This window comes from Nitratireductor sp. XY-223 (assembly GCF_004959855.1).
Taxonomy (GTDB): domain Bacteria; phylum Pseudomonadota; class Alphaproteobacteria; order Rhizobiales; family Rhizobiaceae; genus Hoeflea_A.
This window is the reverse complement of record NZ_SPNT01000004.1, coordinates 234,601-258,745: the sequence shown is the minus strand read 5'-3', so window position 1 is coordinate 258,745 and position 24,145 is coordinate 234,601. Positions and strand designations below refer to the sequence as shown.

23 protein-coding genes are annotated in these 24,145 nt (G+C 60.4%); 8 read left to right on the top strand and 15 right to left on the bottom strand.

The genetic code is table 11. The features are described from left to right. Window positions 1-18 precede the first annotated feature (18 nt). Window positions 19-1,539 (bottom strand): MFS transporter, encoded by a 1,521-nt coding sequence (locus E4M07_RS16440; RefSeq protein ID WP_136659464.1) that lies wholly within the window; start codon window positions 1,537-1,539, stop codon window positions 19-21. A 503-nt stretch (window positions 1,540-2,042) separates the two neighbouring features. Here E4M07_RS16440 and E4M07_RS16430 point away from each other — a divergent pair. Next, a complete protein-coding gene (locus E4M07_RS16430; RefSeq protein ID WP_136659463.1) occupies window positions 2,043-2,831 on the top strand; it encodes an FRG domain-containing protein in 789 nt (262 codons plus the stop codon). Beyond that, window positions 2,824-3,897, top strand: a complete 1,074-nt coding sequence (locus tag E4M07_RS16425; protein WP_136659462.1) for a DUF262 domain-containing protein — start codon at window positions 2,824-2,826, stop codon at window positions 3,895-3,897. Before E4M07_RS16430 ends, E4M07_RS16425 begins: the two co-directional genes overlap by 8 nt. A gap of 497 nt (window positions 3,898-4,394) precedes the next feature. On the opposite strand, the gene E4M07_RS16420 is transcribed toward E4M07_RS16425, so the two are convergent. The 5 genes from E4M07_RS16420 to ligD form a co-directional block, all read right to left on the bottom strand. Further along, window positions 4,395-4,793, bottom strand: coding sequence for a hypothetical protein (locus E4M07_RS16420; protein WP_136659461.1), 399 nt, complete (start codon window positions 4,791-4,793; stop codon window positions 4,395-4,397). Between the two features lie 110 nt (window positions 4,794-4,903). Beyond that, complete coding sequence (locus E4M07_RS16415; protein WP_136659460.1) at window positions 4,904-5,545, bottom strand: alpha/beta family hydrolase; 642 nt, start codon at window positions 5,543-5,545, stop codon at window positions 4,904-4,906. Beyond that, window positions 5,542-6,597 carry a tetratricopeptide repeat protein gene (locus E4M07_RS16410; RefSeq protein WP_136659459.1) on the bottom strand — a complete coding sequence of 352 codons (1,056 nt, stop codon included), beginning with the start codon at window positions 6,595-6,597 and terminating at the stop codon, window positions 5,542-5,544. Before E4M07_RS16410 ends, E4M07_RS16415 begins: the two co-directional genes overlap by 4 nt. A 30-nt stretch (window positions 6,598-6,627) precedes the next feature. After that, window positions 6,628-7,467: a Ku protein gene (locus E4M07_RS16405; protein ID WP_136659458.1), complete on the bottom strand. Its 840-nt coding sequence runs from the start codon at window positions 7,465-7,467 to the stop codon at window positions 6,628-6,630. Window positions 7,468-7,503: 36 nt separating this feature from the next. Continuing rightward, window positions 7,504-9,924, bottom strand: a complete 2,421-nt coding sequence (gene ligD / locus E4M07_RS16400; RefSeq protein ID WP_136659457.1) for a DNA ligase D — start codon at window positions 9,922-9,924, stop codon at window positions 7,504-7,506. Window positions 9,925-10,056: 132 nt separating this feature from the next. Here ligD and E4M07_RS16395 point away from each other — a divergent pair, with 132 nt between their 5' ends. After that, the gene (locus E4M07_RS16395) at window positions 10,057-10,908 is read left to right on the top strand and encodes a DUF930 domain-containing protein (RefSeq protein ID WP_136659456.1); all 852 of its coding nucleotides are present in this window, start codon (window positions 10,057-10,059) and stop codon (window positions 10,906-10,908) included. Window positions 10,909-10,914: 6 nt separating this feature from the next. Here the strand turns inward: E4M07_RS16395 and E4M07_RS16390 are convergent, their stop codons facing one another. Then, window positions 10,915-11,469 carry a cytochrome b gene (locus E4M07_RS16390; protein ID WP_136659455.1) on the bottom strand — a complete coding sequence of 185 codons (555 nt, stop codon included), beginning with the start codon at window positions 11,467-11,469 and terminating at the stop codon, window positions 10,915-10,917. 162 nt (window positions 11,470-11,631) lie between these two features. Between E4M07_RS16390 and E4M07_RS16385 the strand changes: the two genes are divergently transcribed. Then, window positions 11,632-12,438 (top strand): LytTR family DNA-binding domain-containing protein, encoded by an 807-nt coding sequence (locus tag E4M07_RS16385; RefSeq protein WP_136659454.1) that lies wholly within the window; start codon window positions 11,632-11,634, stop codon window positions 12,436-12,438. Window positions 12,439-12,458: 20 nt separating this feature from the next. Here E4M07_RS16385 and E4M07_RS16380 read toward each other — a convergent pair whose 3' ends face one another. Both E4M07_RS16380 and E4M07_RS16375 read right to left on the bottom strand, forming a co-directional pair. Further along, complete coding sequence (locus E4M07_RS16380) at window positions 12,459-13,217, bottom strand: VOC family protein (protein ID WP_136659453.1); 759 nt, start codon at window positions 13,215-13,217, stop codon at window positions 12,459-12,461. Between the two features lie 179 nt (window positions 13,218-13,396). Continuing rightward, window positions 13,397-13,708 (bottom strand): hypothetical protein, encoded by a 312-nt coding sequence (locus tag E4M07_RS16375; protein WP_136659452.1) that lies wholly within the window; start codon window positions 13,706-13,708, stop codon window positions 13,397-13,399. 103 nt (window positions 13,709-13,811) lie between these two features. Here E4M07_RS16375 and E4M07_RS16370 point away from each other — a divergent pair, with 103 nt between their 5' ends. The 3 genes from E4M07_RS16370 (at window position 13,812) to E4M07_RS16360 (ending at window position 16,592) form a co-directional block, all read left to right on the top strand. Further along, a complete protein-coding gene (locus E4M07_RS16370) occupies window positions 13,812-15,428 on the top strand; it encodes a hypothetical protein (protein WP_136659451.1) in 1,617 nt (538 codons plus the stop codon). 75 nt (window positions 15,429-15,503) lie between these two features. Beyond that, window positions 15,504-16,091: a hypothetical protein gene (locus tag E4M07_RS16365; RefSeq protein ID WP_136659450.1), complete on the top strand. Its 588-nt coding sequence runs from the start codon at window positions 15,504-15,506 to the stop codon at window positions 16,089-16,091. 3 nt (window positions 16,092-16,094) lie between these two features. Then, a complete protein-coding gene (locus tag E4M07_RS16360) occupies window positions 16,095-16,592 on the top strand; it encodes a hypothetical protein (protein ID WP_136659449.1) in 498 nt (165 codons plus the stop codon). 23 nt (window positions 16,593-16,615) lie between these two features. Here E4M07_RS16360 and E4M07_RS16355 read toward each other — a convergent pair whose 3' ends face one another. The 5 genes from E4M07_RS16355 to E4M07_RS16335 all read right to left on the bottom strand — a co-directional run bounded on the left by E4M07_RS16355 (window position 16,616) and on the right by E4M07_RS16335 (window position 22,529). Then, the gene (locus E4M07_RS16355) at window positions 16,616-19,039 is read right to left on the bottom strand and encodes an FAD-dependent oxidoreductase (protein WP_136659448.1); all 2,424 of its coding nucleotides are present in this window, start codon (window positions 19,037-19,039) and stop codon (window positions 16,616-16,618) included. Between the two features lie 40 nt (window positions 19,040-19,079). Then, on the bottom strand, window positions 19,080-19,835 hold the full coding sequence (locus E4M07_RS16350; RefSeq protein ID WP_136659447.1) for an amino acid ABC transporter ATP-binding protein: 756 nt from the start codon (window positions 19,833-19,835) through the stop codon (window positions 19,080-19,082). Between the two features lie 13 nt (window positions 19,836-19,848). Further along, window positions 19,849-20,712, bottom strand: a complete 864-nt coding sequence (locus E4M07_RS16345; protein ID WP_136659446.1) for an amino acid ABC transporter permease — start codon at window positions 20,710-20,712, stop codon at window positions 19,849-19,851. After that, the gene (locus E4M07_RS16340; protein ID WP_136659445.1) at window positions 20,709-21,455 is read right to left on the bottom strand and encodes an amino acid ABC transporter permease; all 747 of its coding nucleotides are present in this window, start codon (window positions 21,453-21,455) and stop codon (window positions 20,709-20,711) included. Before E4M07_RS16340 ends, E4M07_RS16345 begins: the two co-directional genes overlap by 4 nt. A 210-nt stretch (window positions 21,456-21,665) precedes the next feature. Continuing rightward, the gene (locus tag E4M07_RS16335; protein ID WP_206057292.1) at window positions 21,666-22,529 is read right to left on the bottom strand and encodes a transporter substrate-binding domain-containing protein; all 864 of its coding nucleotides are present in this window, start codon (window positions 22,527-22,529) and stop codon (window positions 21,666-21,668) included. A 183-nt stretch (window positions 22,530-22,712) separates the two neighbouring features. Between E4M07_RS16335 and E4M07_RS16330 the strand changes: the two genes are divergently transcribed. Then, window positions 22,713-23,693 (top strand): LysR family transcriptional regulator, encoded by a 981-nt coding sequence (locus E4M07_RS16330; RefSeq protein ID WP_136659444.1) that lies wholly within the window; start codon window positions 22,713-22,715, stop codon window positions 23,691-23,693. A gap of 55 nt (window positions 23,694-23,748) precedes the next feature. On the opposite strand, the gene E4M07_RS16325 is transcribed toward E4M07_RS16330, so the two are convergent. Beyond that, a complete protein-coding gene (locus E4M07_RS16325) occupies window positions 23,749-24,129 on the bottom strand; it encodes a VOC family protein (RefSeq protein WP_136659443.1) in 381 nt (126 codons plus the stop codon). Window positions 24,130-24,145 lie beyond the last annotated feature (16 nt).

Here is a 24,145-nt window from a genome sequence, read left to right as displayed (position 1 = left end):
CCTGCGGCGCCGACGGTGTCAGACCTTCGACGGCTTGCGCAGAAGCCATCCGCACAGCACGGCACCGGCCGCCGAAATCAGCGCCAGCATGATCATCGCGCCTTCGAAACCGTTCTCCAGTGCATCGTTGAATGCTCTCTTGATCTTGGCGGAGTCATCGTCACTGAAGGCCATGAGCGCCTTCGCGACCGCCGAATTCGACCCGTGAACGAGATCATGGATGAGCGATGTCCGCTCGGCCGGCCCGGATGACAGCCCGGCAACCGTGGCCTTGATGGCGCTGTGCCGAATGGCGGTGACCGCAACGCCGCACATGGCGATGCCGAACGTGAACCCGACATAAAGACAGACATTGATCACGCCTGAACCCTGCCCGGCCTCGCTGTCGGGAAGATCGCGCATCCCGACGCGGGGCAGAAGACCGAAGGTAAGGCCCAATCCCGCCCCGATCAGAATGAGTTTCCACCAGATATCGTTGTAGGAAACACCCGGGGAAAGGTCGCGCAGCAGCCAGAAGCCGGCAGTCATCAGCACCAGGCCGAGGGTTGTCGGCCAGCGCAGGTCCGCTTGCGAAAGCAGGCGCGGCAGTCCGATCGAACCGGCAAAAAAGAGCATTGTGCACGGCAGCAGCGCAGCACCCGTGGCCAGGGCGGAATAGTCCAGGCCGCCCGGCGCCTGCACGAAAACATTGAAATAGTAGATCAGGCCCATCATGCCGAAGCCGGAAATGAAGGTGCCGGCCGCGGCCGCGACAAAGCTCGGACGGCCGAAGAAGCGCAGCGAGAACATGGGTTCCCTGGCCTGTCGCTCGCGCCACAGGAAAGCCGCGCCCGCGACCACACTGGCGATCAGCAGCGTGATTGTTTCGGCCGATCCCCAGCCGTTTTCCGGCCCTCGGCTGAGCGCAAATGTCAGGGCGCCGAGCGAGATCATCATCAACGCCGCGCCCGTGTAATCCACATTGGTCGGCCGTGAATCTTCCTCCGGGACGAGGCGTGCCCTTGCAACCCGAATGCAGGCGGCCAGTCCGGCGAGCAGGAGCAGGATGTCGAAGCCGAAGATCGCCCTCCAGTCGATGGCATCCGTCAGGGCTCCGCCGATCAGCGGGCCCACCCCGAGGCCGAGCGCCACCGCCGCCGACCACAATCCGAGGGCGAGCGCTCTCTGCGATTGCGGTGTTGCAACGGTCAGCACCGCGACGCCGGTTCCGAAGATGCCGGCGCCGCCCACCGCCTGCACGGATCGACCGGCGATCAGCACCGCGCCGCTGTCGGCCAGAATGCAGACAAAAGAGCCGGCAATGAACATGACCGCACCCGCCATGAGCAGGCGCAACCGTCCGAAAATATCGGCAAACCCGCCCATGACGCCGACAAGGACGGTGGCGACCAGCATGTAGGACACCATCACCCATTGCAGCGTGTTGCTGTCAAGATCGAGATCGACCTTCATGAAGGGCGATGCCGCCATGACGGCACCGCTGTTATAGGCCACCGCCAGACCGCACAGCAGCGCCGCGCTCCATACCAGAACGGGCACGGCGTCCCGTTCCGCGTCGCCGGACGATAAAGTCACCGCCCGTGCGCCCCGCTACCAGGCGGTCTTGCCGTCGCGTGAGCGCGCAGTGCAAACATCCTCTTCGCCCCCGAACCGTTTTGCACAAGGCCATCAATGTGCGCCCCATGGCGAATCGACAGCATCGGATCATGTTTGCAAGTATTTCGCGAAATGCCAACCCGGCTTCAGGTCCACCGCTTTCCGGCCCGCCGGCCTGGTTGCCGCGCGGAACGGCGCTGACGCCCGACCGGCACAGCATCCGCAACATGCCTGCAATTCCTTCATCGTGAAAAAGGGCGAGGTGCGGACCTCGACCGGCGACGCCTGCATGAACGACGTTACCCGCTGGAAGGTCAATGATCTGTGCCGCGACAACCAGATCCCCGTTTCGCCGACCGAATTAGGTAGTCATATGCAATTGATGGTTGCGAACATGCGTACCAAGTCTATCATGAGACCGAATTTATCGGATTCGGAGAATTTTCTTGCCCAACGAAATTCCCGAGCATTCGGCGAAGAACTTTACCGAACTGCTTAGTCAACTAGAAAAATTTCAAAAAAAGACCAAGGTATCTTGGTCACGCGGGATGCGAGCGGCCAAGTACCACCTCGAGCCAAGTTTGTACCGTCATCCAAAATTAAAAAAAATCGAAGATCTGCTCAGCACGGAGCGGCAGATTACGACAAGGTTTGTCCAGAGGTCCCTACCATACCTTTCAAGACGGCTCGTTGGTGATTGGGACAAGCTATTCCTCATGCAGCATTACGGCGTTCCTACGCGATTGTTGGACTGGACGGAGAACCCAATGGTCTCGGCCTACTTCGCACTGCAGAATGATGTTAAGCACAAAGACGATGATGCTGTTATTTGGCTGTGTGATCCTGAAAAATGGAACCAGTCCGCCTTCCGCCACATCTCATACAAGGGCGGTGTGTTTGATGAAGACGATGATAATATCGCAAAGCACAAACCAGGGACTCCATTGGCAGAAATGCCGGATACGCCAATTATGATGTTCGGCTCATACAACAGTCCCAGAATTGTCGCGCAAAGGGGTGTCTTTGCTCTGTTTGGAAAGTCTATGAGCCCAATGGACGAGTTTTTCAAGGCCAGCGATTATGAAGCTGGTTGCCTTGAAAAGATCATAGTGCCAGCAGCGAAGGTTGACCTAGTTAGAGAATCCCTTTTCCGTAAGGGCTTTACCGAATCCGTGGTGTTTCCCGAAATTGAGGGTCTTGCAAAGGAGCTTAGAAGGGAAAACGGTTATGAATAACTCAAAGGGTTATTTTAGTATCACGAACCATCCTTCAAAAACCCTTCGTTGGTGGTACTCACACCGGACAGAGATTGACATGGACCCTCCTTATCAAAGAAAGGGAAAACTTTGGTCTGTGTCTGACAAGGCGTATTTGGTAGACTCGATAATCAACGGTTTTGATATTCCGAAATTGTATCTTGCAGATTTCAAACATCGTGACTCAAAGCTGAATTCAAAGAAGCTTCCATATGCAATTGTTGATGGGAAACAGCGGTTTGAGGCTGTTGTAGACTTTTTCGAAGGCCGTGTAGTGCTCAACTCAGACTTTGTTTGGCGACAAAACCCGAAGCTCAAGCTTGGCGGGTTGTCATTCAAAGATTTGGAAAGGGGATATCCCGAAATTGCGGAGATTTTCGAAAACGAAAACTGGGATGTGATGAGTGTTGTGTCTGACAATGAGGAAGACATCAACGAGTTGTTTGTAAGACTAAATAGAAGCAAAGCGCTAACGGGGTCAGAAATTCGGAATGCCATGGTTGGTCCGGTTTCAGACGTCACCAGGACCATTGCAGATCATTCATTCTTCAAAGAAACCATTAAGTTCAGCACAAAAAGAGCAGGCGACCTGAACGCCGCTGCAAAACTGCTTTTGTTTGAGTATCGCGGGACCCCGACGAGCACCAAGAAAGTTGATTTGGACAAATTCACTCAATCCAAAAGTATTGACGGTGAAAAACTGGAGTTATCTGGCCGCAGAGCAGTAAACTCCCTTGATGATATGAATGAGGTTTTTCTGCCTCGCGATACGCTATTGTCTTCTTCGGGTCTTGTACCGGTATATTATTGGATGGTTCGTAAACTCTCGGATAAGAAACTGGTCCGATTGCGTGAGTTTTTGGTTGATTTTGAAGATCGAAGGAAGGCAAATCGAGATCTTCAGCGCACCAATCCAAATGCGCTCTCTGAGTCCATATTCTCCAGGTTTGACGCCCTGAACCGCAGTACAAACGATCAAGGAAGCCATACTGGTAGACTTGATATTTTGATGGAAGAATTTGAGGCGTGGCTGAAAGAAAACTAAGGAACGCCGCTGGGTGAAATTCCGCTCCGCCTCTCCCCCCAAAAAAAGTTTGCGCTTGCAGCAGTTACCTGCTCTCCGCCAATATGCAAATTCACTGTGTCTACAATGAATGTCGGCCTTTGCAATACAATTTCTGATCGTTGAAGTCTGAAAAGAGGGCGTAAAGCAGGGTAATCAACTGTGACTAGTCAAAGTCCGCTTTGAATCGGAAGCGAGTGAGATTTCTCAGGCAGATCACGCAGCGCGCCAAATGACCACTTTCAACCCACCCATCAACCCAAACCCCCACACCAAGCCCCGATCACCGTCCCCATCCGCGCCATCTGCTCCGCCATCGTCATTCCCGTGACCTTCTTGCGCGGCCGCAGGTCGTGGTCGCCGTCCTCGAACCATTCTTTCGTCGCCTTACGGTGCTCGGAAGCTTCAAGCTGCCGAATGCAGTTTGGAAGAATTCCTATTGCCTGATTTTGAAGCGAACATGGTTCTGTCCAACCATATCACTCCCACGGAAACGGATGGCGTGGAGCAGGCGCGCGTTTGGGCAGATCTATTAATTTGGACAACACAATGAGGGCTGTCCCAAAGAAAAAGAATACTTTTCGAATCGTGCGCCACCGGGGTTCTGGGTCAAAGAAGAGCGTTGGCCTAAACACGGGCGCCTCAGCCATCACGAAATCATACTCGTAGCCTCCACACGAACTATCCGACGAACACGCGAATAGCTCTGAGGTTTTTTGCCTGGCAAACTCGATCTCCGCATCGAGCCAGTCGAAACGGTACTCAACATAGCTTCGTCTGAGTCCCTCCGCTTCGAACTGAAAATACGCTGCGAGAAGCACAATAAGTATCCCGACCGCCTCGAATTGTCTGGGATAGCGCATAAGATATTTCAACATTTTTTCCTCAAGATTCGATTGTGCGAAAAACAACAGGCATCGACCCCCGACATTGAAAGGTCCCGTGCCGGGAAATGCAAAGATCTATGGAGGTTCAGATGCAAAGGGAACTAGCCGTGACCCAAATCCCCAAACCAGCTCCCAATCACCGACCCCATCCGCGCCATCTGCTCCGCCATCGCCATTCCCGTGACCTTCTTCCGCGGCCGCAGGTCGTGGTCGCCGTCCTCGAACCATTCGATGCGGATGTTTTCGGAGAGGTCGTAGTGCGGCACTTCCTCCTTCGTGCCGAAGGGATCGCGCGTTCCCTGGCAGATCAGGGTCGGCGTCTGCAGGTCCTTGAGGTGTTTGGTGCGCAGGGTCTCGGGCTTGTTCGGCGGGTGGAACGGGTATCCTACACACAGCAGGCCGGCGATCTGGGCTGATGCGAAACAATCGTCCGCGATCATGCTGGCGACGCGTCCGCCCATTGACTTGCCGCCGATGACGAGCGGGCCGGTTGCGGCGAGTTCCGCGATCGCTGCGTGATACTCGCCGACCAGCTTTTCGGCGCGCGGCGGCGGCTTGCGCCCTTCATCGGCGCGCCGCGCGGCCATGTAGGCAAATTCGAACCGGGCAATCCGCAGACTATGCGCGACCAGCGCCTCGGTGATCTGGTTCATGGCGGGCGAATCCATCGGCGCGCCGGCGCCGTGCGCGAAGAGGATCGTCACCCCGGCATCGGCCGGCCCGTCGACGAGGAGGTCCATCATCCGGCCTTCTGGCGCTGTTGCTTGATGAACTGCAGGCCGCGCTCGGCGTTGCGCGCCCATTCGCTGTCCCGGTCGAGCACGAGATAGCGTTCCCACTGCGCCTGGGCGGTGTCGAGATCGCCCTGGTCGAAGGCGAGGGCGGCAAGGTTGTAGATGGCGTCGCGGTAGCCGCGGTCGAGGGCGATGGCCTTTTCGAAATGCTGCTTCGCGGCCTCGTAGTTCTCGCGGTCCTTGAAGAGGCACGCCAGGTTAAACCACGCATCGACAAAGCGGGGGTCGATTTGAATGGCGCGCCAGTAGTCCTTCTGCGCCTCTTTCAGTTCGCCGAGCGCCCGCAGGCAATTGGCGCGGTTGAAGGCGGCGACCGCGTCGCCGGGATCCACCGTCAGGCAGCGCGCATAGGCCCGCGCCGCCTCCTCGAACCGCCCCTCCGCCTCGGCGTCCTCGGCCAGCGCGAAGAGCGCTTCGTCCTCGGCATTCGCGGTTTCGCCGACGGGCAGCAGGAACTGGCCGTCCAGCTCTCCAAGGCGGTCCTCGAACAGCGCATAGATCCGGTCGCGCCCGCGGGTCTCCAGCGGCAGCGCGGTCAGGTCCCCGGCGCTGCGGCCGCGATGCACGGCGCGGGCAATGCCGTACCAGTCGGCGCCGTCGGCAATCAGCGCCGCGTATTTTTTTGCAAGGATCAGGTCGCGCAGCGCGAACGGCGCCTTGTCGGCGACGAACGTGTCGAACAGCAGAAGCAGATCGAGATCGGACCCGGCGAGCTTCGACTGCTCGATCAGGGTGGACCGGTCGATGGTGCCGGGTTCTACAGTCTTAACCTCGTCCACCAGGATGCGCAGGAAGGCGTTCTCGCTCATCAGGTGCAAGGAGGGACGCCGCGCCTCGGTGATGCGGCGCTCGATCTCGGCGCGGTCATAGCGCGCCAGCATCTGGCGGCCGACGACGGCGCGTTTCGTGTCCCGGCCGACGCCGCGGCGCAGGCGCCCGCCGATCCTTTCGACCTGGCGGGCGGCAAGGCGCCTTGGCAGCGAGGCCAGCGCGCCAATCATTCCCACTGTCTGATCAGTGAATTGTGTCAACTATCCTGTTTTCTTCTTGGCGGACCGCGTCTTGGCCGCCGGCTTGCTCTTGCTCTTCGCGGGCGGCTTGGTTTCCGAAAGGCTGGCTTTCAGCGCATCCATCAGGTTCACGACATTGCCGCGTTCGGGCGCGGCGGCGATCACCGGCTTGTGCCCCTTCAGCTTTTCCTTGATCATCGTCATGAGCGCTTTTTCGTACCGGTCCTCGTAGTCGGCCGGATCGAATTCCGTCGTCTTCTGCGCGATCAGCGCTTCGGCCATCTTCAGCATCTCGGCGTCGGGTTTCTCATCCGGGATATCGCCGAAATATTCGCCCGTCCCGCGCACCTCGTTCGGGTTGCGCAGCGTGCACACGAACATGCCGTCCTCATGGGCGCCGATGGTGATCACGCGTTCGCGGCTCGAAAGCACCAGGCGCGCGATTGCCACCTTGCCGGCCTCGCGCATCGCCTCGCGCAAAACGATGAACGTCTCTTCCGCCATGGCGCCGTCCGGCGCGAGGTAATAGGGGGCGTCCAGGTAGATCGAATCCACCGAGCCCTCGTCGACGAAGGCCTCGATGTTCATCGTGTGATTGGATTCGATCTTGACGCTGTCGATGTCTTCCTTGTCGAGGATCACGTATTTCTTGTCCTCGTACTGGTAGCCCTTCACCAGGTCCGACCGTTCGACCAGCCCGAGTTCCGGATCGACCGGCTTCATGTTGATCCGGTTGTGCGTGTCCTTGTGCAGCTGGTTGAAGGTGATGCGATCCTTGCTGCTGGTCGCGGGATAAAGCCTGACCGGGCAACTCACCAGGCTCAGTTTCAGATATCCCTTCCAGGATGCTCGCGGCGCCATGATCAGTCTCCTTGTAAACGCGATACCGGCAAGCCGTCAGCCGGGCAACGGCTTTGAAAATGCATGCATGTCCGCCCATGGGTCCCCCGAATTGTCGAGCAATCCCGGGATCGTAGAATAGTTCAAATCGTGCGGACCGTCGACCGATTCGAGGTCCTGCCAGGTCAAAGGCGTTGAAACTGGTAAATGCGGGCGGGCCCTCAATGAATAGGCCGCGACCGCTGTGGCGCTGCGCGCATTGCGGTGAATATCGATGAAAATCCGGCCCTTGCGCTGGCTTTTCGCCATACTGGTGATGAAGACGTCTGGCGCCGTGTCGGCAATCGATTGCGCCAGTGCGGCGCAGCGTTCGTGCACCGCCTTCCAGTTCAGGGACGCATCGATCGGGACGGTAACATGGATACCCTTGCCGCCGGATGTCTTCACAAAGGCGGCGAGCTTGCGCTTTTCGAGTTCGCCGCGGACATGCACCGCGGCGTCGACCACTTCCCGCCAGGGCAGGTCCTCGTCCGGGTCGAGGTCGAAGACCACCAGGTCCGGCTTTTCCAGTTTCTTGCGGTGGCAGCCCCAGATATGCAGTTCGACGACGCCGAACTGCGCCAGCGAAAGATATCCCTTGGCGTTCGAGATGAAGATGTAGTGCGCCGAGCCGTCCTCGGACTTTGTGGTGAACCTGGTGATGCCCTCCGGCATGCCGGTGAAGGGATGGCGCTGGTAGAAGCAGTCGCCCGCCTTGCCGCTCGGGCAGCGGAAGAGCGATACCGGCCGCTCCAGAAGGTGCGGAAGCATGAAATCGCCCACCGCCGCGTAATAGGTCGCGATTTCCAGTTTCGTCGGACCCGATTTGCTGAACAGGCGCCGCGTCGGGTTGGTGACCCAGATGTTCGCCAGGTCCGCGTCGGTGATGATGCGCTTGCGCTCGCCGGAATATTCGGAACGCAGCTGCAGTTCGCGAAGGCCCTTGAAAACGGTGTGCCGCAACGCGCCGCCCGGGGTCATATTGGCATATTGGACCTGCGCGGTGAGCACCGGCTGGACACCGGTCACCGCCTTCGGCGCGCCGTCCGGCGGGGTGACCGCATCGAGGCTTTCCAGGCGATCGAGCAGTTGCTGCGCCACCGCCCGGTCGAAACCGGTCCCCACCTTTCCGCGGTAGACGAGCTCGCCTTCGACCCATTCGCCGAGCGCCAGCGCCGCAAGGCCCCCCGCGGCCTTGGACGTGGTGTAGCCGACAATCGGAAAAGCGCCTATTTTCAGGGCCTTGGCCTTGGTCCAGTCATGGCTTCGGCCGGAACGGTAGACGCTGTCAGCGCGTTTGGAGACAACGCCCTCGACGTCGAGTTCGGAGGCCCGTTCGAAAAAGGCGGTGCCGTTGCCGCGGACGCCGTCCGAATACTGGATCGCGGACTGGCCGTCGACGAGCGGGCCGATCAGGCGCCACAGGAGGTCCTTGCGCTTGACGAGCGGAACGCGGGAAAGGTCCCATCCGTTGAGGTAAAGCAGGTCGAAGACGAAATAGACGAAAGCGCCCTTTGCGCCGTCGCGGATGGCGTCCTGCAGGAGTGCGAAGCGGCTGACGCCCTTGCCGTCGAGAACCACGATCTCACCGTCGAGGATGGCCGACTTGCAAGGGATCTTTGCCACCGCCTCGCCGAGATCGCCGTAGCGGTGTGTCCAATCGAGGCCGCCGCGGGTCTGAAGCTTCGCCGCGCCCTTGTCCAGGACCGCGATGGTCCGGTAGCCGTCGAACTTGATCTCGTGCAGCCATTTGTCGCCCTGGGGCGGCTCGTCGACGTTGCTTGCAAGTTGCGGTTCGATGATACGCGGCAGTTTCGAGCGGACCGAACCCTTGAGCGCGCCGGGCCGGATGGGTCCCGTCGAAACCGGCGGCGGCGCGGACACCAGATCCTCGATGACCCGGCCCGAGCGCGCGCTTTCGGGCCGGTCCTTCAGGATGTCTCCGGACGCCGATGCGGCGGTATCGCGCTCCTTGAACAGCAGCCAGTTGGGCTGCCGCTCGCCCTTGCGGGGCTTGAGGCGGGCCAGCATCCAGCCGCCCTGCAGCTTGCTGCCGACCAGGCGGAACTTGAACTGGCCCTTCTTCAGGCTCGCCTCGGCATCCTCCATCGGCGCCCAGGTGCCTTCGTCCCAGATGATCATCGGTCCGGCCCCGTACTGACCTTGCGGGATCACCCCCTCGAAATCGGCGTATTCCACCGGGTGGTCCTCGGTCTCGACCGCAAGACGCTTGTCGTCCGGGTTGAGCGACGGTCCCTTCGGCACTGCCCAGCATTTGAGGACATCGCCCAGTTGAAGGCGCAGGTCGTAGTGGTCCGCCGTCGCCGAGTGCTTGTGCATGACGAACCGGTTGCCCTCGGCGGCAAACTGGCCGCCCTTCGGTTCCGTCGTCTGCTTGAAGTCGCGCTTGCGGCGATATTCGTCCAGCGATGAATTCATGGACAGACGCTAGAATGCGGCCGGCAAGAATACAACTTCGATGACTGCCCCACCGGGTCCGCAATTGCGCCGTAAACCCGTCCCGTCCCGCCGCGTTTCCTTTCCGGAACGCCGCATTATATTGAGTGGGCCATGCTTCAGACCCTCAGGCGATTCAAGGAGAAGATCACGCCCGGTGCTGCCGTCTCGGCTGCATTGCACGCGGCCCTTCTGGCGCTGCTGGTCTTCGGCCTGCCGGACCTGACCATGGAAGCCGAACCGCCGGACGTGATCCAGGTTCAGCTGGTGCTTTCCGGCGAAGACGCGCCAGACGAGGAACAGCAGACCGCCGCGCCGGAGGCGGATGAGGAATCTGAGGAGCAGCAAACGGCCGCGGCCGGTGAGCCGATCGAGGAGCCCTTGCGGATCCTTCGCCCCGTCTACCAGTTCGGCGAGGAAGATACGCGCGCGGAAGAAGAAACCGAAGACGGCGATGCGCTTAAGGACCGGCAGGCGGCAGAGGCTTTGCAGTCCGATCTGCCTTTACCGGAGCCGGTTGAACCGGAGCAGCCCGGCGAGGCGCTTGCGGCGTCGGACGTCGAACCGGCCGCGGCCCCGGACACGGAGGATGAACCGCTGGAACCGGAGGAGGCAGCCGAAACGGCGGTCTCGTCGCCTGGCGGCGAGAGCGAGGTTGCGACAACCGCGATCGCGGGCCGCCCGCGCGGGATCCGCGCCGGCGAGCTTTGCGCCACGGAGCTGCGCCGCCGGCTCCACGGCACCGTCCCACCCCACCGCCCGGACCTCATTCCGGCCTACCGGCTGAACCAGGGAACCGTCTTGCAGGTGCGAAGGGGGGCGTTTCGCACCATCACAGGCTGGCACAATCTGAGATTCCGCTGCGAGATCGACGAGGACGCAACGCGGATCGTCTCTTTCGAGTTCGAGGTCGGAGCGCCCATTCCGCCCGCCGAGTGGGCCGGCCGGGGCCTGCCCGCGACATAGGTTGGCTCAATCGTCGCGGCGGCCGAAGTCCATCCGCTGAAGCACATCGTGGCCGTCGAGCCACTTGTGCTTGATAACGGCGGCGACATGGACAAGCGCCAGGACAAGCATGGCGTAGGCGCCCCACTCGTGCAGGAAGGCGGTGATTTCTTCCAGGTTCAGCCCCCAGAGCGTTTCCATGGTCGGAAACAGTTTCGGCATGGAAAGGCCGAACCATCTGACCCCGTGACCGCCGAAATCGGTCTCCGCCCAGCCGACCATGATGACCGCCGCCGGCAGCAGGTAGAGCCCGAAATGGCCGAGGTGCGAGCCGGTCTTTTCCCACCCGGCCATATGCTCGGGCAGCGGCGGGGGCGTGTTGCGCAGGCGCACGATGATCCGCAGGACCAGCAGCATCAGCAGCGTCACACCGACGGATATGTGAAGCCCGAACAGGAACTCCTCAAGGGGTGAATCGTCGGCAACGAGTGATGTCATCGCGTAGCCGCAAATCCACATGAAGATGAAGCCGGCGGCCATGAGCCAGTGCAAGACCCGCGCCGAAAAGACATAGCGTTCCATGGTAAGACCTGTCCGATTGAATGATTGGCGCTCCCACTGGCACGGGCGCGATGCGTCATCTACGGAAAGTGTGCGAACGGTGGCTTTCCTGCGTCGGCGGTCGCTGAATTTCGCGACCGGTCGTTTCTCGACCGTCTGCGGCGGAATTGCTAGGTTCTTGCCATGGCGATGAATGAGATGTCACCGACCGGCCTTCACCGGCGCGTCCTTTGGAAGAAGGTGCTGATCGCGACCCTTTTGGGCAGCGGCTTCGCGCTGGCGCTCGAACCGGATCACACCGCAGGTCTCCCGGTCCTCGTGGCCTTCGCATTGTGGTCGACGCACATCCTGTTTGCCGCGGCGCTGTTTCTGGCGATCCTCGAGACCCTGCGGTTTTTCGGCGCCGGCAACACCGTGGCAACGGTGCTGTCGGTCCTGCTTGTGCCGTTTCTGTTCGCGCCGCTTTCCCTTCTTCTCGATTACGGGTTCGGAAAGCCCGACGAAGAGCTTCAGTCGGCAATGAACCCCGTCGCGGTCTATCTGAGCGAGGTGGTCGCCGTTGCGCCCGTCGCGCTGGCCGTGGCGGTTGCCGCGGCGCTGATTTTCTATCGCGAAACGCCGGATCGAGAGCCTGAAACGGTCGCGGCCGCCCCTTCGCTCAAGAGCCTGATCGCCAGCGTTCCCGCAGCGCTCGGAAACGACATCGTCCGCATGCACGCACAGGACCACTATGTCGAGATCGTGACCGCGAAGGGCAGCGCGCTGCTCACCGAGCAGTTCGGTGATTGCGTGGATAAGCTCGGGCAGCTGGACGGGCTCCAGTGTCACAGGTCGCACTGGGTCAGCCTTGCCCATGTGACGGATGTGGTACGCAGCGGAAGCGCCTACAAATGCACCATGAGCAACGGCGACGCGGTCCCGGTCAGCCGCAGGCGCTATTCCGAATTGAGGGAGAGAATGGCGAGGGCAACCGCCAGTTCAACGGAATGATGAACGCCCGTTCGCTCCCGCTAGCTGCGGGAGCCGATTAGGGAAAGGAGGGCGCCATTCGGGTCACGCAGCAAGGCAAGCGATGCCGGGCTCGAATTGTCTTCCGCGCCGCTGACAACGACACCGCCGGATGCCTTTGCCTTGCCGACCGAGGCTTCAAGCGAACCGGTCCTGATGCAGGGCAGCCAGGTGCTGTTGGAACCGGGCGCAGCGCCTCCACCGAGAATCAGCGCAACCCTGTCGCCCGACGGTCCTCGGACAGCGCCGGCGTAGCCATCGTCGCGCGGCAATTCCTCCCAGCCGAACAGTCTGTCGTAGAACCTGCCGGGAAAGGACGCCCCCGCTGACAGGTAGATCTCTTGGCCGAACTGCTTTTCCGGCACCGGAAATCCGTGGCGTGACATCGAGATGCCGACAGGCGCCCCGAGCGGATCGCGCAACAGGCAATTGCGGCCCACTCCCGGAACGTCGAACGGCGGCCGCACGATCGCCCCTCCCAGTTCCCCGGCCAGTGCCGCGGTGGCATCCACATCGGCCACTTCGACATAGGCGATCCAACCGTCCCGTAGGCCTTTCGGCGTTTCGGTGATCCCGGCACCCGCCTCGTCTTCGAAGAGGGCAAGGACAAAGTCCCTCTCTCCGCCGCCCCAGGCAAAGTCTTTCGCGTGTTCCGTCACGTAGTTCCAGCCGGCGACGCGCCCGTAAAAGGACATCGAGAGCGGACCGCTCGGGGAAAAGAGGTCGTGCCATACGACCCGGCCTGTCCTGTCAGTGTTCATGGGCATAGAGCTCCTCGGCATGAACGATCAGATAACGGAAAACGCGCATTGTTTCGTTGACCGGGATCAAACCGGATGCACCGCCCCTGGGCACTGAATGGGAAGCAATAGCTGTTAGCCAAAAACAAAACGCCGGCCGCCCCTTGCAAGAGGCAGCCGGCGCAAGCCTGGTCGACGGATCAGGAAATGGCGCGCTCGACGTGGTCGCGATAGGTCTTGACGGCGGACTTCAGCGCGTCCCAGTGCCGCTCGGCCTTGGCCTTGGCGTCATTGACGGCGTCCTCGCCCTCGGATTCGATGCGCTTGGCAATCGTGTCCATTTCCTCGCGGGCCTTGTTCCAGTCTGCCTTCAGCTTCTCGGCCTGTTCGGCGGTCCAGTTGTCGGCGTTGTCGCTGGCTGTGGCGAGTTTCTTTTCCACTTCGGAAAGTTCGTCGCCGACACGGTCGAGGTGCATCTTGGCCTGTTCGATAAAGTTGGGTGCGGTTGCCATAACGGGCTCCTTTTGGTTGGATTTCATCGATTGACTGCGATGGGCCGAACCTCGCACAACCCGGCCGGCGAGATCAGTGAGTCACGGTGAAGGGCACCCGGATATGACAGCTACGGCGCCGATCGAGCGCGGCATTGTCGAAAAGCAGCTTGAACGGATACTGACGAGCAGTCAGTTCAGTGAGACGACACGGCTTGCCCGCTTCCTCGACTATGTCGTGCGCCAGGCGCTTGACGGCAACAAGGACGGTCTCAAGGGCTATGCCATCGGGCTCGACGTCTTCGACAAGCCGGAGGATTTCGACCCGTCCATCGACACGATCGTGCGCGTGCAGGCCGGCAAGCTGCGCACCCGGCTCGATCTGTTCTATGCCGGCGAGGGCAGGGACGATCCGCTGCGTATCGTTATTCCCAAGGGCTCCTACGTGCCCGTCTTCGAGCTGGCGCTCGATCCGCAGACCGGCGGCGAGGCGTCGGCACCCGGCGATGATCCCGACCGGAGCCGCCGCACCTCGGTCGCCGTCATGCCCTTCAATAACCTCTCCGGCGATCCCGGACAGGAGTTTCTCGCCGACGGCTTCACCGAGGAGATCATCGACGCGCTGTCGCGCTTCCGCGAGATCCGGGTCGTCTCCCGCCACGCGACCTTCCGCTACAAGAACCGGCCGGTCGACCCGCGCGAACTCGCAGACGATCTCGGCGTCGGCTTTCTACTCGAAGGCAGCGTGCGGCGCTGGAACGATCAGTTGCGCATCACCGCCCGGCTGGTCGAGGCGGCAAGCGGCGCGCAACTGGCAAGCGATGCCTATGACCGCGAGATGAGCGCCGAGAGCCTGTTCGACATCCAGCAGGAGATCGCCGCGCAGATCGCTGCCGAGATCGGCGAGCCTTTCGGCGTCATCCACCGCGTCGGCGCGCGGCGCCGGGCCGGGACCCGGGCACTCGATGCCTATGAATGCCGGTTGCTGGCATCGGAATACTGGCGCGCGCCCACCGCCGAAGACCACAAGCGTGTGGTCGGGCTGCTGGAGCGGGCCGTCGCCATCGATCCGGACTACGCCGGCGCCTGGGCAATGCTCGGCATCGTCTATGGCGACGAGGCGCGTGCGGGCTTCAACCTGAAGCCGGGCCGCCCCGCGCTGGAGCGGGCGCTTGACGCCGCGCAGAAGGCGGCGGACCTCGATCCGGCCAACGCCACCGGTCACTACGCACTGTTCCTGACGCGGTTTCACCGCGGCGAGTTCGATCTCTTCGAGGCGGCGGCCGAAAAGGCGCTGCGGCTCAATCCCAACTACCCCGACATGCTCGCCGATCTCGGCACCTGCAAGGCCCTTTCGGGCGACTGGGAAAAAGGCCTCGCACTGCTAGAAAGGGCCATCGACCTCAGTCCCAGCCCGCCCGGCTGGTACCGCGCCGCACTGGTGCTTGATCACTATCGTCGCGACAATTACGAAGCCGCCCTGACCGAGACAAGGCTGATGGGCGACAGCCTGTGGGACCGCCAGGGCCTGTTCGAGCTGATGATCCTCGGCCAATTGGGCCGGGATGCCGAAACAATATTGCTGTCAGAGAAAATCCTGGAAGACATGCCCCACTATGCCGGGTTCATTCAGTGGAACTTCGCCCTGTGGCACCTGCCGGATGACCTGCAGAAAAAAATGCTGGAGGGCTGGCGCAAGGCTGGCCTTATCCTTGTGTTTGATCCGCCCGATTCACCGTGATTAACTCCCGATAACGCCGCCCGGCCGGCATTGTGATTCCCGACAAAGCGCAACGCGCAAAAAAGGGGTCATGAAATGGAAGCAGTAATCGGATCACAGGCCAAAGTCAGGCCGGAAGAGGCACGCGCCTTCGTCCTTTCGGCCATCGTCCTTTCGACCGGCGTCTTCGGCATCGCCTTCTGGTACGGCGTCTTCGGCACAGTGTTCTTCGAACACCTGTTTTATGTCTGGGTCGCCTCCACCGTGGCGCTCGTTGCCAGCCTTTTCGTGCCGCCGATCGACGCCTTGCCCAAGTTCATGTCCTGGCGCGGCCGCTTCGTGCTCATCCTGCCGAGCGTCCTGATGGTGATGACCGCCCTTCAGGGAACGGATCTCGCCACCTCCGAGCAGGGCGACTGGCTCGTATGGGGCCTCAACATGGCGATTATCGCGGTCACCTTGCCCTATCTTCTCTATGTTCTCATCCTGGTCGCCGTGCCCGACATCGACCGGCTGACACATCCGCGTTTGCGCATCGGCGTCTTCGCGATCACCGGCCTCATCGCGCTTGCCGGCTACGAGATCGGCGCCCACCATCCGCGTTTCCTGACCTGCTACGACTTCAAGGTCTCGGGCAGCAACGTGCCGGAAAACTGCCGCCCGGCGGCGGCCGTCGAGGGCTAAACGATGAACCGGACCTGGCAAGAGCGCCTCAAGCGCGGTGCCGCGGCGGCGTGGACCGTCCTGCGGCCACTCCTCAACGCGACGCTGCTACTGGCGGTTATCGCCACGGTCGCCGGACTGACCCTGGTGAACTCCACCCGCGCACTGGTCGACGACACCATGGCGGAGGTCAAAACCGGCGTGCTGCACGAGATCGACGAGGACGCGAAACGCCTGTTCGCCCAGATCGACGGCGCCTATGCCGAGTTCGAGCGCCTGGAGCAGCAGGTCGCTGGCGTGCTCCACGATCCGCAATCGCTGCTCGACAAAGAGACGAAGGACGAAATCCGCTCGGTGCGCGACGATCTCGCGCGCATCGCCGACGATCTCGACAAGATCACGCAGGGCCAGCTCGACATCTCGCAACAGACGCTCGAAAGACTCGCCGTATCGCTGGTGCGCACCTATGGCGAATTCCGCAGGTGCAGGGCGGACGCGACGGCTGTACCGGAGGCTGATTGAGAGTGCGGCGGCGACTGCGCCTTTCAGCCGCGCATGCGGCTGCCCTCGGGATCGAACAGAGGCTTGTGCAAGAGACGCGCAGGGCGCCAGTCGCCCAAAATCTCCACCTCGAACATTTCGGCTGCAGCGGCCTCGGCTTCGATGTAACCCATTGCGACGGATGTTTGCGAATAGTGGGCATAGCCACCGGACGTGACCGCGCCGACAATTTTCCCATTGCTCCTGATCGGTTCATCCCCCGCCGCGTCGGCATCTGCCGTATCGACCGCAAACGTTGCGAGTCTGCGCGGTTCATTGCCGCGTTGTTCCCTTTCAGCGGCCGCACGTCCGATGAAATCGCCTTTTTCAAAACAAACAAAGCGTCCGAGCCCGGCCTCAATCGGACCATGGACAGGCCGGTATTCGGTCGCCCAGGACCCAAAGCTCTTTTCAAGGCGCAGAGCGTTGAGCGCCCGTGTGCCGACCAGCCGCATTCCATGCTCCGCACCGGCTTTCATCAGCAGATCGAACAATGCCCTTTGATATTCCGGTTTGACCCAGATCTCGAACCCGAGGTCTCCGGTAAAACTGATGCGCCCGACGAGTGCGGGAATCATGCCGATATCGCAGCGGCGAAGGTCGAGAAACCGGAATTTTGAGGGCGAGATATCCTCGTCAACAACATGTTCCAGGATCCGCCGCGCATTTGGACCCGCGACAGAAACGCCAACCAAATCCAGGCCAAGCGCGCGGAGTTCGACTCCCTTCTCGGGCAGGTGTTCCCGGAACCAGCGCATGTGATAGTTTTCTGCGACACCGGCTCCAAAGACACAATAGCGGTTTTCGTCAAGCGCACCGACAGTGAAGTCGCCGATGAGTTTGCCATGATGGTTGAGCATCGGCGACAGCGTCAACCGCCCGACCGCCGGCAGCCGGTTTGCCAGCATATACGATAGCCACGTTTCCGCATCGCGTCCGGCAATCTCGTATTTCGCAAACGCGGATATTTCGATCAGGCCGGCTGTGTTTCGTACCGCTGCGCATTCATCCGCAATTCTGTCGTGGGCGTTCGAACGTCCAAATGTCAGGTCTTCCACCGGCGGCTTGCCCGGCTGCTGGAACCACTGGGCCGTTTCCAGCCCGTAGGCCGCGCCCCAAACCGCGTTGTGCGCATCGAGCCGGTCGTAGATCGGTGTCGTTCGCAGGGGTCGCGCAGCGGGGCGTTGCTCATTCGGGTATGCAATGGAGAATCGTTTGGAATAGTTTTCCCTGACTTTTTCATTCGTAAACGCGAGCGTCGCGAAATCCCCGTAGCGGGCAACATCCATGGCCCAGATGTCAAAGCCCGGGTCGTTTTCAACCATCCAGTTGGAAAGCGCGAGACCCACGCCTCCACCTTGCGAAAAACCGGCCATGACACCGCAGGCGCACCAGAAATTAGACAAATCTTGAACCGGCCCAACGAGTGGATTGCCGTCCGGTGCGAATGTGAATGGCCCGTTGATGATTTCCCGAATGCCCGCCTTGTTGAAGGCCGGGAAATGCGAAAACCCGATTTCGAGCGACGGCAGCAGACGGTCGATATCCGGCGGAAGCAGTTCTGCGGCAAAGTCCCAGGGCGTCTGCTTCGGCGCCCACGGAACCGCAGCCTTCTCGTAAGTGCCCATGAGCATGCCGCCGCGCTCCTGGCGCATATAGATTTCGCCGCCGAAATCGATCACATGGAGGACTTCCTTTCCCGTTTCGGCGTTGATCTCCCTGACCTCCGGCATGTCCTCTGTGATCAGGTAGTGGTGTTCCATGGCCAGGACCGGCAGTTCGAGGCCGACCATCCGGCCCACCTCGCGCGCCCACAAACCGCCGGCATTGACGACATGTTCGGCATGGACCGTTCCATTGTCGGTGACGACGTCCCAAGTGCCGTCTGTACGTTGCACAAGGTCCTTCACCATTGTCTTTTCCTGGACGATCGCGCCGTTGATACGCGCAGCCTTGGCATAGGCGCGGGTGACGCCGGACGGGTCGACATGCCCCTCGAGAGGACTGAACAGTGCGCCAACGAAATGCGCCGGATCCATCATCGGAAACAGACCGGCCGCTTCCTCGGCGGACAGGATTTGAGTGTTCAGTTCGAGGCCGCGCCCTCGTGCATGGGCCGTTTTGAGCCAGTCAAGGCGCTCGGCGTTGTCTGCAAGCATCAGGCCGCCGGTCAGATGAATGCCGCAGTCCTCGCCGGAAAACTGCTCGATCTCCCTGTAAAGATCGATCGTGTAGCTCTGAAGCCGAGCGATATTCGGATCGAGGTTGAGCGTGTGCATACCGCCTGCCGCGTGCCAGGTGGAACCGCAAGTCAGGACATCGCGTTCAAGCAGCATGACGTCACGCCACCCCGCCTTTGTCAGATGATAAAGGACGCTGCATCCGACAACGCCGCCGCCGATAACCACGACGCGACTGTGGCTTTCCATTTTTGTCTGCCTCCTGCTCAGGTAGGGCCTTGAACCGGCCTCACAGAATCTGGCTGAGGAACTCCCTCGTCCTTGGATCCTCGGCTTCGGTAAAGAAGGTTTTCGGCGGGCCGTGTTCGACGATAACGCCGCGATCCGTGAAATAGACGTGATTGGCGACTTCGCGGGCAAAGCCCATTTCATGGGTGACCAGGATGCAGGTCATGCCTTCTTCGGCGAGTTCGCGGATCGTCAACAAAACTTCCTTGACGGTTTCGGGATCGAGCGCGGCGGTGACCTCGTCGAACAGCATGACATCCGGGCGCATGGCCAGCGACCGGGCTATCGCTACGCGCTGCTGCTGTCCGCCCGAAAGCTCGCCGGGATAGCTGTCTTCCTTGCCGTCAAGCCGTACCTTCTTGACGAGGTGCCGGGCGCGCTGCTCCACCTCGTCCCGGTCCTCTTTCAGCACCTTGATCGGCGCCATCATGATGTTCTGAAGCGCGGTCTTGTGCGGAAACAGGTTGTATTGCTGGAAGACCATGCCAACCTTCTTGCGCAGTTCCAGCTTGTCCAACTGCGGGTCGTTCACCTCCTGGCCTTCGACAAGAATGGAGCCCGAATTGATCGGGTTGAGCGCGTTGATGCAGCGAATGAAGGTGGACTTGCCGGAGCCGGACGGCCCGATGATGCAGATGCACTCACCTTTCATGACGTCCAGCGAGATGCCCTTGAGCACCTCCAGGGCACCGAAGGATTTGTGAACGTCTTTCGCGCTGACCATGGGCTGATCCGGAGTCCAGTCGCTCTCAGCCATAATCGGATCTCCCCTAGATCTTGACGGCAAACTTGCGCTCCAGGCTGATGGTCCAGCGCGCAATCGGGTAGCAGTAGATAAAAAACAGGCACAACAGATACATATAAAACGGGATGAGAAGATCGCTGCGGTTCTCGGCGGCCAGGATTTCTCCGGTGGTTGTCATCCCTTCCCCTACGCCAACGATGGACACAAGCGGGGTTGCCATGGTGAGAACGGCATAAAGATTCATCCAGGGCGGCAGCATCCGCTTGATACATTGCGGCAAAACAATCAGCCACAGCGTCTGACGGCGCGTATAGGCAAGGCTTTCAGCCGCCTCCCACTGGCCGTCCGGAATGGACTGGACCGCGCCGCGCACGATTTCAGAGAAATTCGCCATGACCGGCAGCGACAGACCGATAACCGCCTTGATCCAGGCGGGGAACGGAATGGTCACGCCGAAAAGCTCGAACTCGAAGGGGATCAGGAAGATGCAATAAAAGAGCAGCACCAGCCACGGGGCGTTGCGGAAAAACTGCGTTACCGTCCACGAGACCGCGCGTATCGGTCGGGAAACTGAAATCTGCCCGAGTCCCAGCGCCGCACCGGCCATGGTGCCGATGATGATCGATACGAAACTGATCAGGATGTTGAAGGCAAACCCCTGAAGAAGAAAAGGGGTCCACTTCCACATGGTGGCGATGATCGATGGCCTTGCCGGTGCCGCCTGAACCTCTCCGACCAGCACAAACAGGACCAGAGCTGCAAAGAGCATATAGCCGTGCCCCGGCTGCAGCCGCCATGCGGACGGCGCCGCATTGTGCAGGCTGAAGGGTTTCAGGACAGCAAGATTGCCCGTGCCGCCGACAGACCGGTGTTTCCGCGCGCCGCTCATCGGCCGTAACCCGGGATTTTCAGCGTTTTTTCCCAGCGGTGCATCATGAACACGAGCACCGCCACAAGGCCGACATAGGTGAACAACAGCACATTCATCATTTCGCGGACATTGAACTGATCCGACCATATCTGGCTGGAAACGTACAGCAGTTCCGGAACCGCGATGACATAGGCAAGCGTCGTGGTCTTCACGAGATTTACAAGGTTGTTGTTGAGGGAGGGAAGGCACACGCGGAAGGCCAGCGGCAGGATGATATAGATGTAAGACTGGAGGCGCGTATAGCCGAGCGCTTCGGCCGCCTCACTGGTCGATTTCGGAACCGCCTCGATGCCGGCGCGGAAAATCTCGACATTGAAGGCACCGGCGAAGAACGACAGCGATATGGCAGCCCAGGTGAAATTGCCAATGGGCGGCACCATGTGGCCAGAGGCATCGGGCACCTTGGGCAACACGCCACCAATCGCGAAGAAGAAGAAATACAGTTGCACGAGCGGCGGCGTGTTGCGGAAGAACTGGATGTATCCCTGAACGAGCCTGGAGGTCCACTTGAAACGCGAGGTCTGCAGCCACGCGCCGACAACTCCGATCACGACACTGGCGACAATACAGATCAGCGAAAGCCTGATCGTGGTCAGCAGCCCGAAGAAGAACCGATCGCGATCGAGGGAATCGTAGAAGATCGAGAGATTGACGCCGTGGGCCTCATACAGCCACTCGAACCAAGACCAGATCGCCTCCATGATCACTCCCAAAACGACGGCCCGGAATTGTCATCATGCGGATCCGGACAGATTTGTCGTGGCTGCTCCCGGATCTAATCGGAAATTAAGGACAACGGGTCGATGGGAGACCCGCTGTCCACAGAACCGGGCGGTTGGCCGGGGGCGAAATTTTTTGACCGCCCACCCGATCTGTTTAACCTGCAAACGCCTGCAAACTACGCACCGCTGCTACTTTGCGCGGGTTTTCAGCGCTTCGTTCATTTCCACGAGAAACGGGCTCCGCTTGATGCCCCATTTCTGTTCGTGTTCGAGCAGCCAGCCGGTGCGATGCCAGTCGGCCACCTTGCCCTTCACCATGAGCCCAAAGGGCGAATCGGCATCCTCATGACGCACACCGATGGCCCAGACCGAGGGATCTTCGGTTTCAAAGGGCATCTCGTATGCTTCCCATTCGCCGCCTTCCGCAAGGGTTTTTTCGATCCAGGTGTTGTCATAGACGAAACCGACACAGGAGCCCTGTTGCAGCGCATTGACCGCCTCGGGCACACCCTTGAAGGCCACGAGATCTATTTTGTAGAGCTGCAGCACGCGGCGATTGTAATAAGCACCCTGGATGCCGCAGATCTTCTGGTTCTTCAGGTCGGTCCAGTTCTCAAATCCGGCCGCTTTCGAGGCGATGATGTTTGTGCCGCCGGCATAATAATTGGGCTCGATCATGGTGACGACTTTGCGCCGTTTCATGTTGTCGCCCATTGTGGCGATGATGATGTCGATTTTCTCTTGGTTGAGGAACTCCATGCGATTGGAACCGACCACCGGGACCAGTTCCAGATCCACAGCCAGCGTGTCCGCCAGATCCTTGGCCATATCGATCTCAAGACCCACCAGTTCCCCTGATGGATCACGGTATCCCCAAGGGCGGTAATCCGCCTTCACACCAACAACGATCTTTCCCCGTTTCTTGATGGCCTCGTAGGTGTCTGCCAAAGATGCACCCGCACCCGCTACGAGGCAAAGAAACACCGTACAGATTGTTGCAAACCATTTCGACATACCGTTCTCCCTGTTGCCAGCCGAAACACTCGCGCCCACAGGCCGGTCTGGTGTCCAGGCCCAGTGTTCCGACTGACAACCGCTTAAACCCAAAACGCAGAGAGTATAGCGACCGTCGAGAAATCTGGTCTTTATGAAAGTATAAGATGTACTTATAGTGTGTAATTGCAGCACACGAGGCATCGGTGCCGAACCGACAACGCCGAAACCGGGATTGCTTCATTGAGACACCCGATCACTTTACGCTTTATGGAGATCTTCATCGCGGCCTCCGAAACCGGCAGCATGTCCAGGGCGGCCGCCAAGCTCGGAATCTCGCAGGCCGCAATCTCGCAGCAGATCAAGCAGGTCGAAAACATGCTGGACACGGCCCTGTTCGATCGCAGCGTGCGGCCGTTCAGGCTGACCGCGGCGGGATTGGTCCTGCAGGCAAGGGCCAACCACCTCCTCAGTATTGCAAACGAAACCTGGGGGACGGTCCGCGCGCTCGGCAGCAGCCGTATTCCGGACCTGCGCATTGCGGTTATCAACTCGCTCGCCGGCACATTGCTTCCCGAACTGTTCGAACGGTCGCACGTCGGAATGTGGCAAGACCGGTTCTCGCTGCGGACCGGGTTGAGCTTCGACCAGAACGAGGCCCTTTTGAACCAGGAGGTCGACGTGGTCATGACCGCGGACGCGCTGGAGGGCGTGTCCGGTCTCGAGCGGCACCCGTTGGCAACCGAAACCCATCTGATCGTTGCTCCGCCGACGATGGAAAAGGGGCCGGATGACCTGGAGAAGCTGTCTGAGGAGCTGCCGCTACTGCGCTACAACACCCATACCGTCATGGGCCCGAAGATCGACCAGCATCTTCGCCGCCTGCGCATCGACATTCCACGCCGGGCGGAGTTCGACAGCTCCTGGTCGATCGGCGAACTGGTCCGCGCCGGCCGGGGCTGGGCCATCATGACACCGCTGTGCCTGTTCGAGTCCCAGCTCCAGCCGCAGGACCTGAGTATCCATCGGTTCCCCCACGTATCGCTGTCCAGAACGATCTGGCTTGTTACCCGCCAGGGAGAACTTGGCCAGATTCCCGCTGAATTGGCGACACTGTGCCGAAGAATCCTGACGATGCGCCGCGAGAACCACATCGCCGCCTATGGCGAGATTGCTGCGGCCGCGTTGGACGTCGCCGATAACTCGATCCCCGCTGTGCGATAGGTCAATTACCTTGAAGGCAGCGGCAAAGTCGCGCTGTGTGCCCGGCGAACCACCGCTAGGCCATGGAGCTGATGCCGAACATGTTGCCCTCGGTGTCCTGGCACAGCGTCACCCAGCCGAATTTGCCGATCGAGAATTTCGGCCGGACCACGTTTCCCCCGGCCGCCGCGACGCGCGATTCCTCGAGCGCGCAGTCGTCCGACGAGAAATAGACGACGGTCCCGCCGGTTCCGGGAGAGGCATGGTCCGATTTCGTCAATGCGCCGCCTGCGCCGTAGGCGCTCATGTCTGCGGGAAAGCTCATCATCCGGCTTTCGCCCGTCGGATCGCCGATTGGCTCAAGTGTGCAGCCGAGCACGGCCTGATAGAAGGAAACCGCCCGATCAAGGTCGTTTACGTAGATATCAAACCATCCAACGGCGTTCATTTTGGACATAACCAACTCCTGTTCG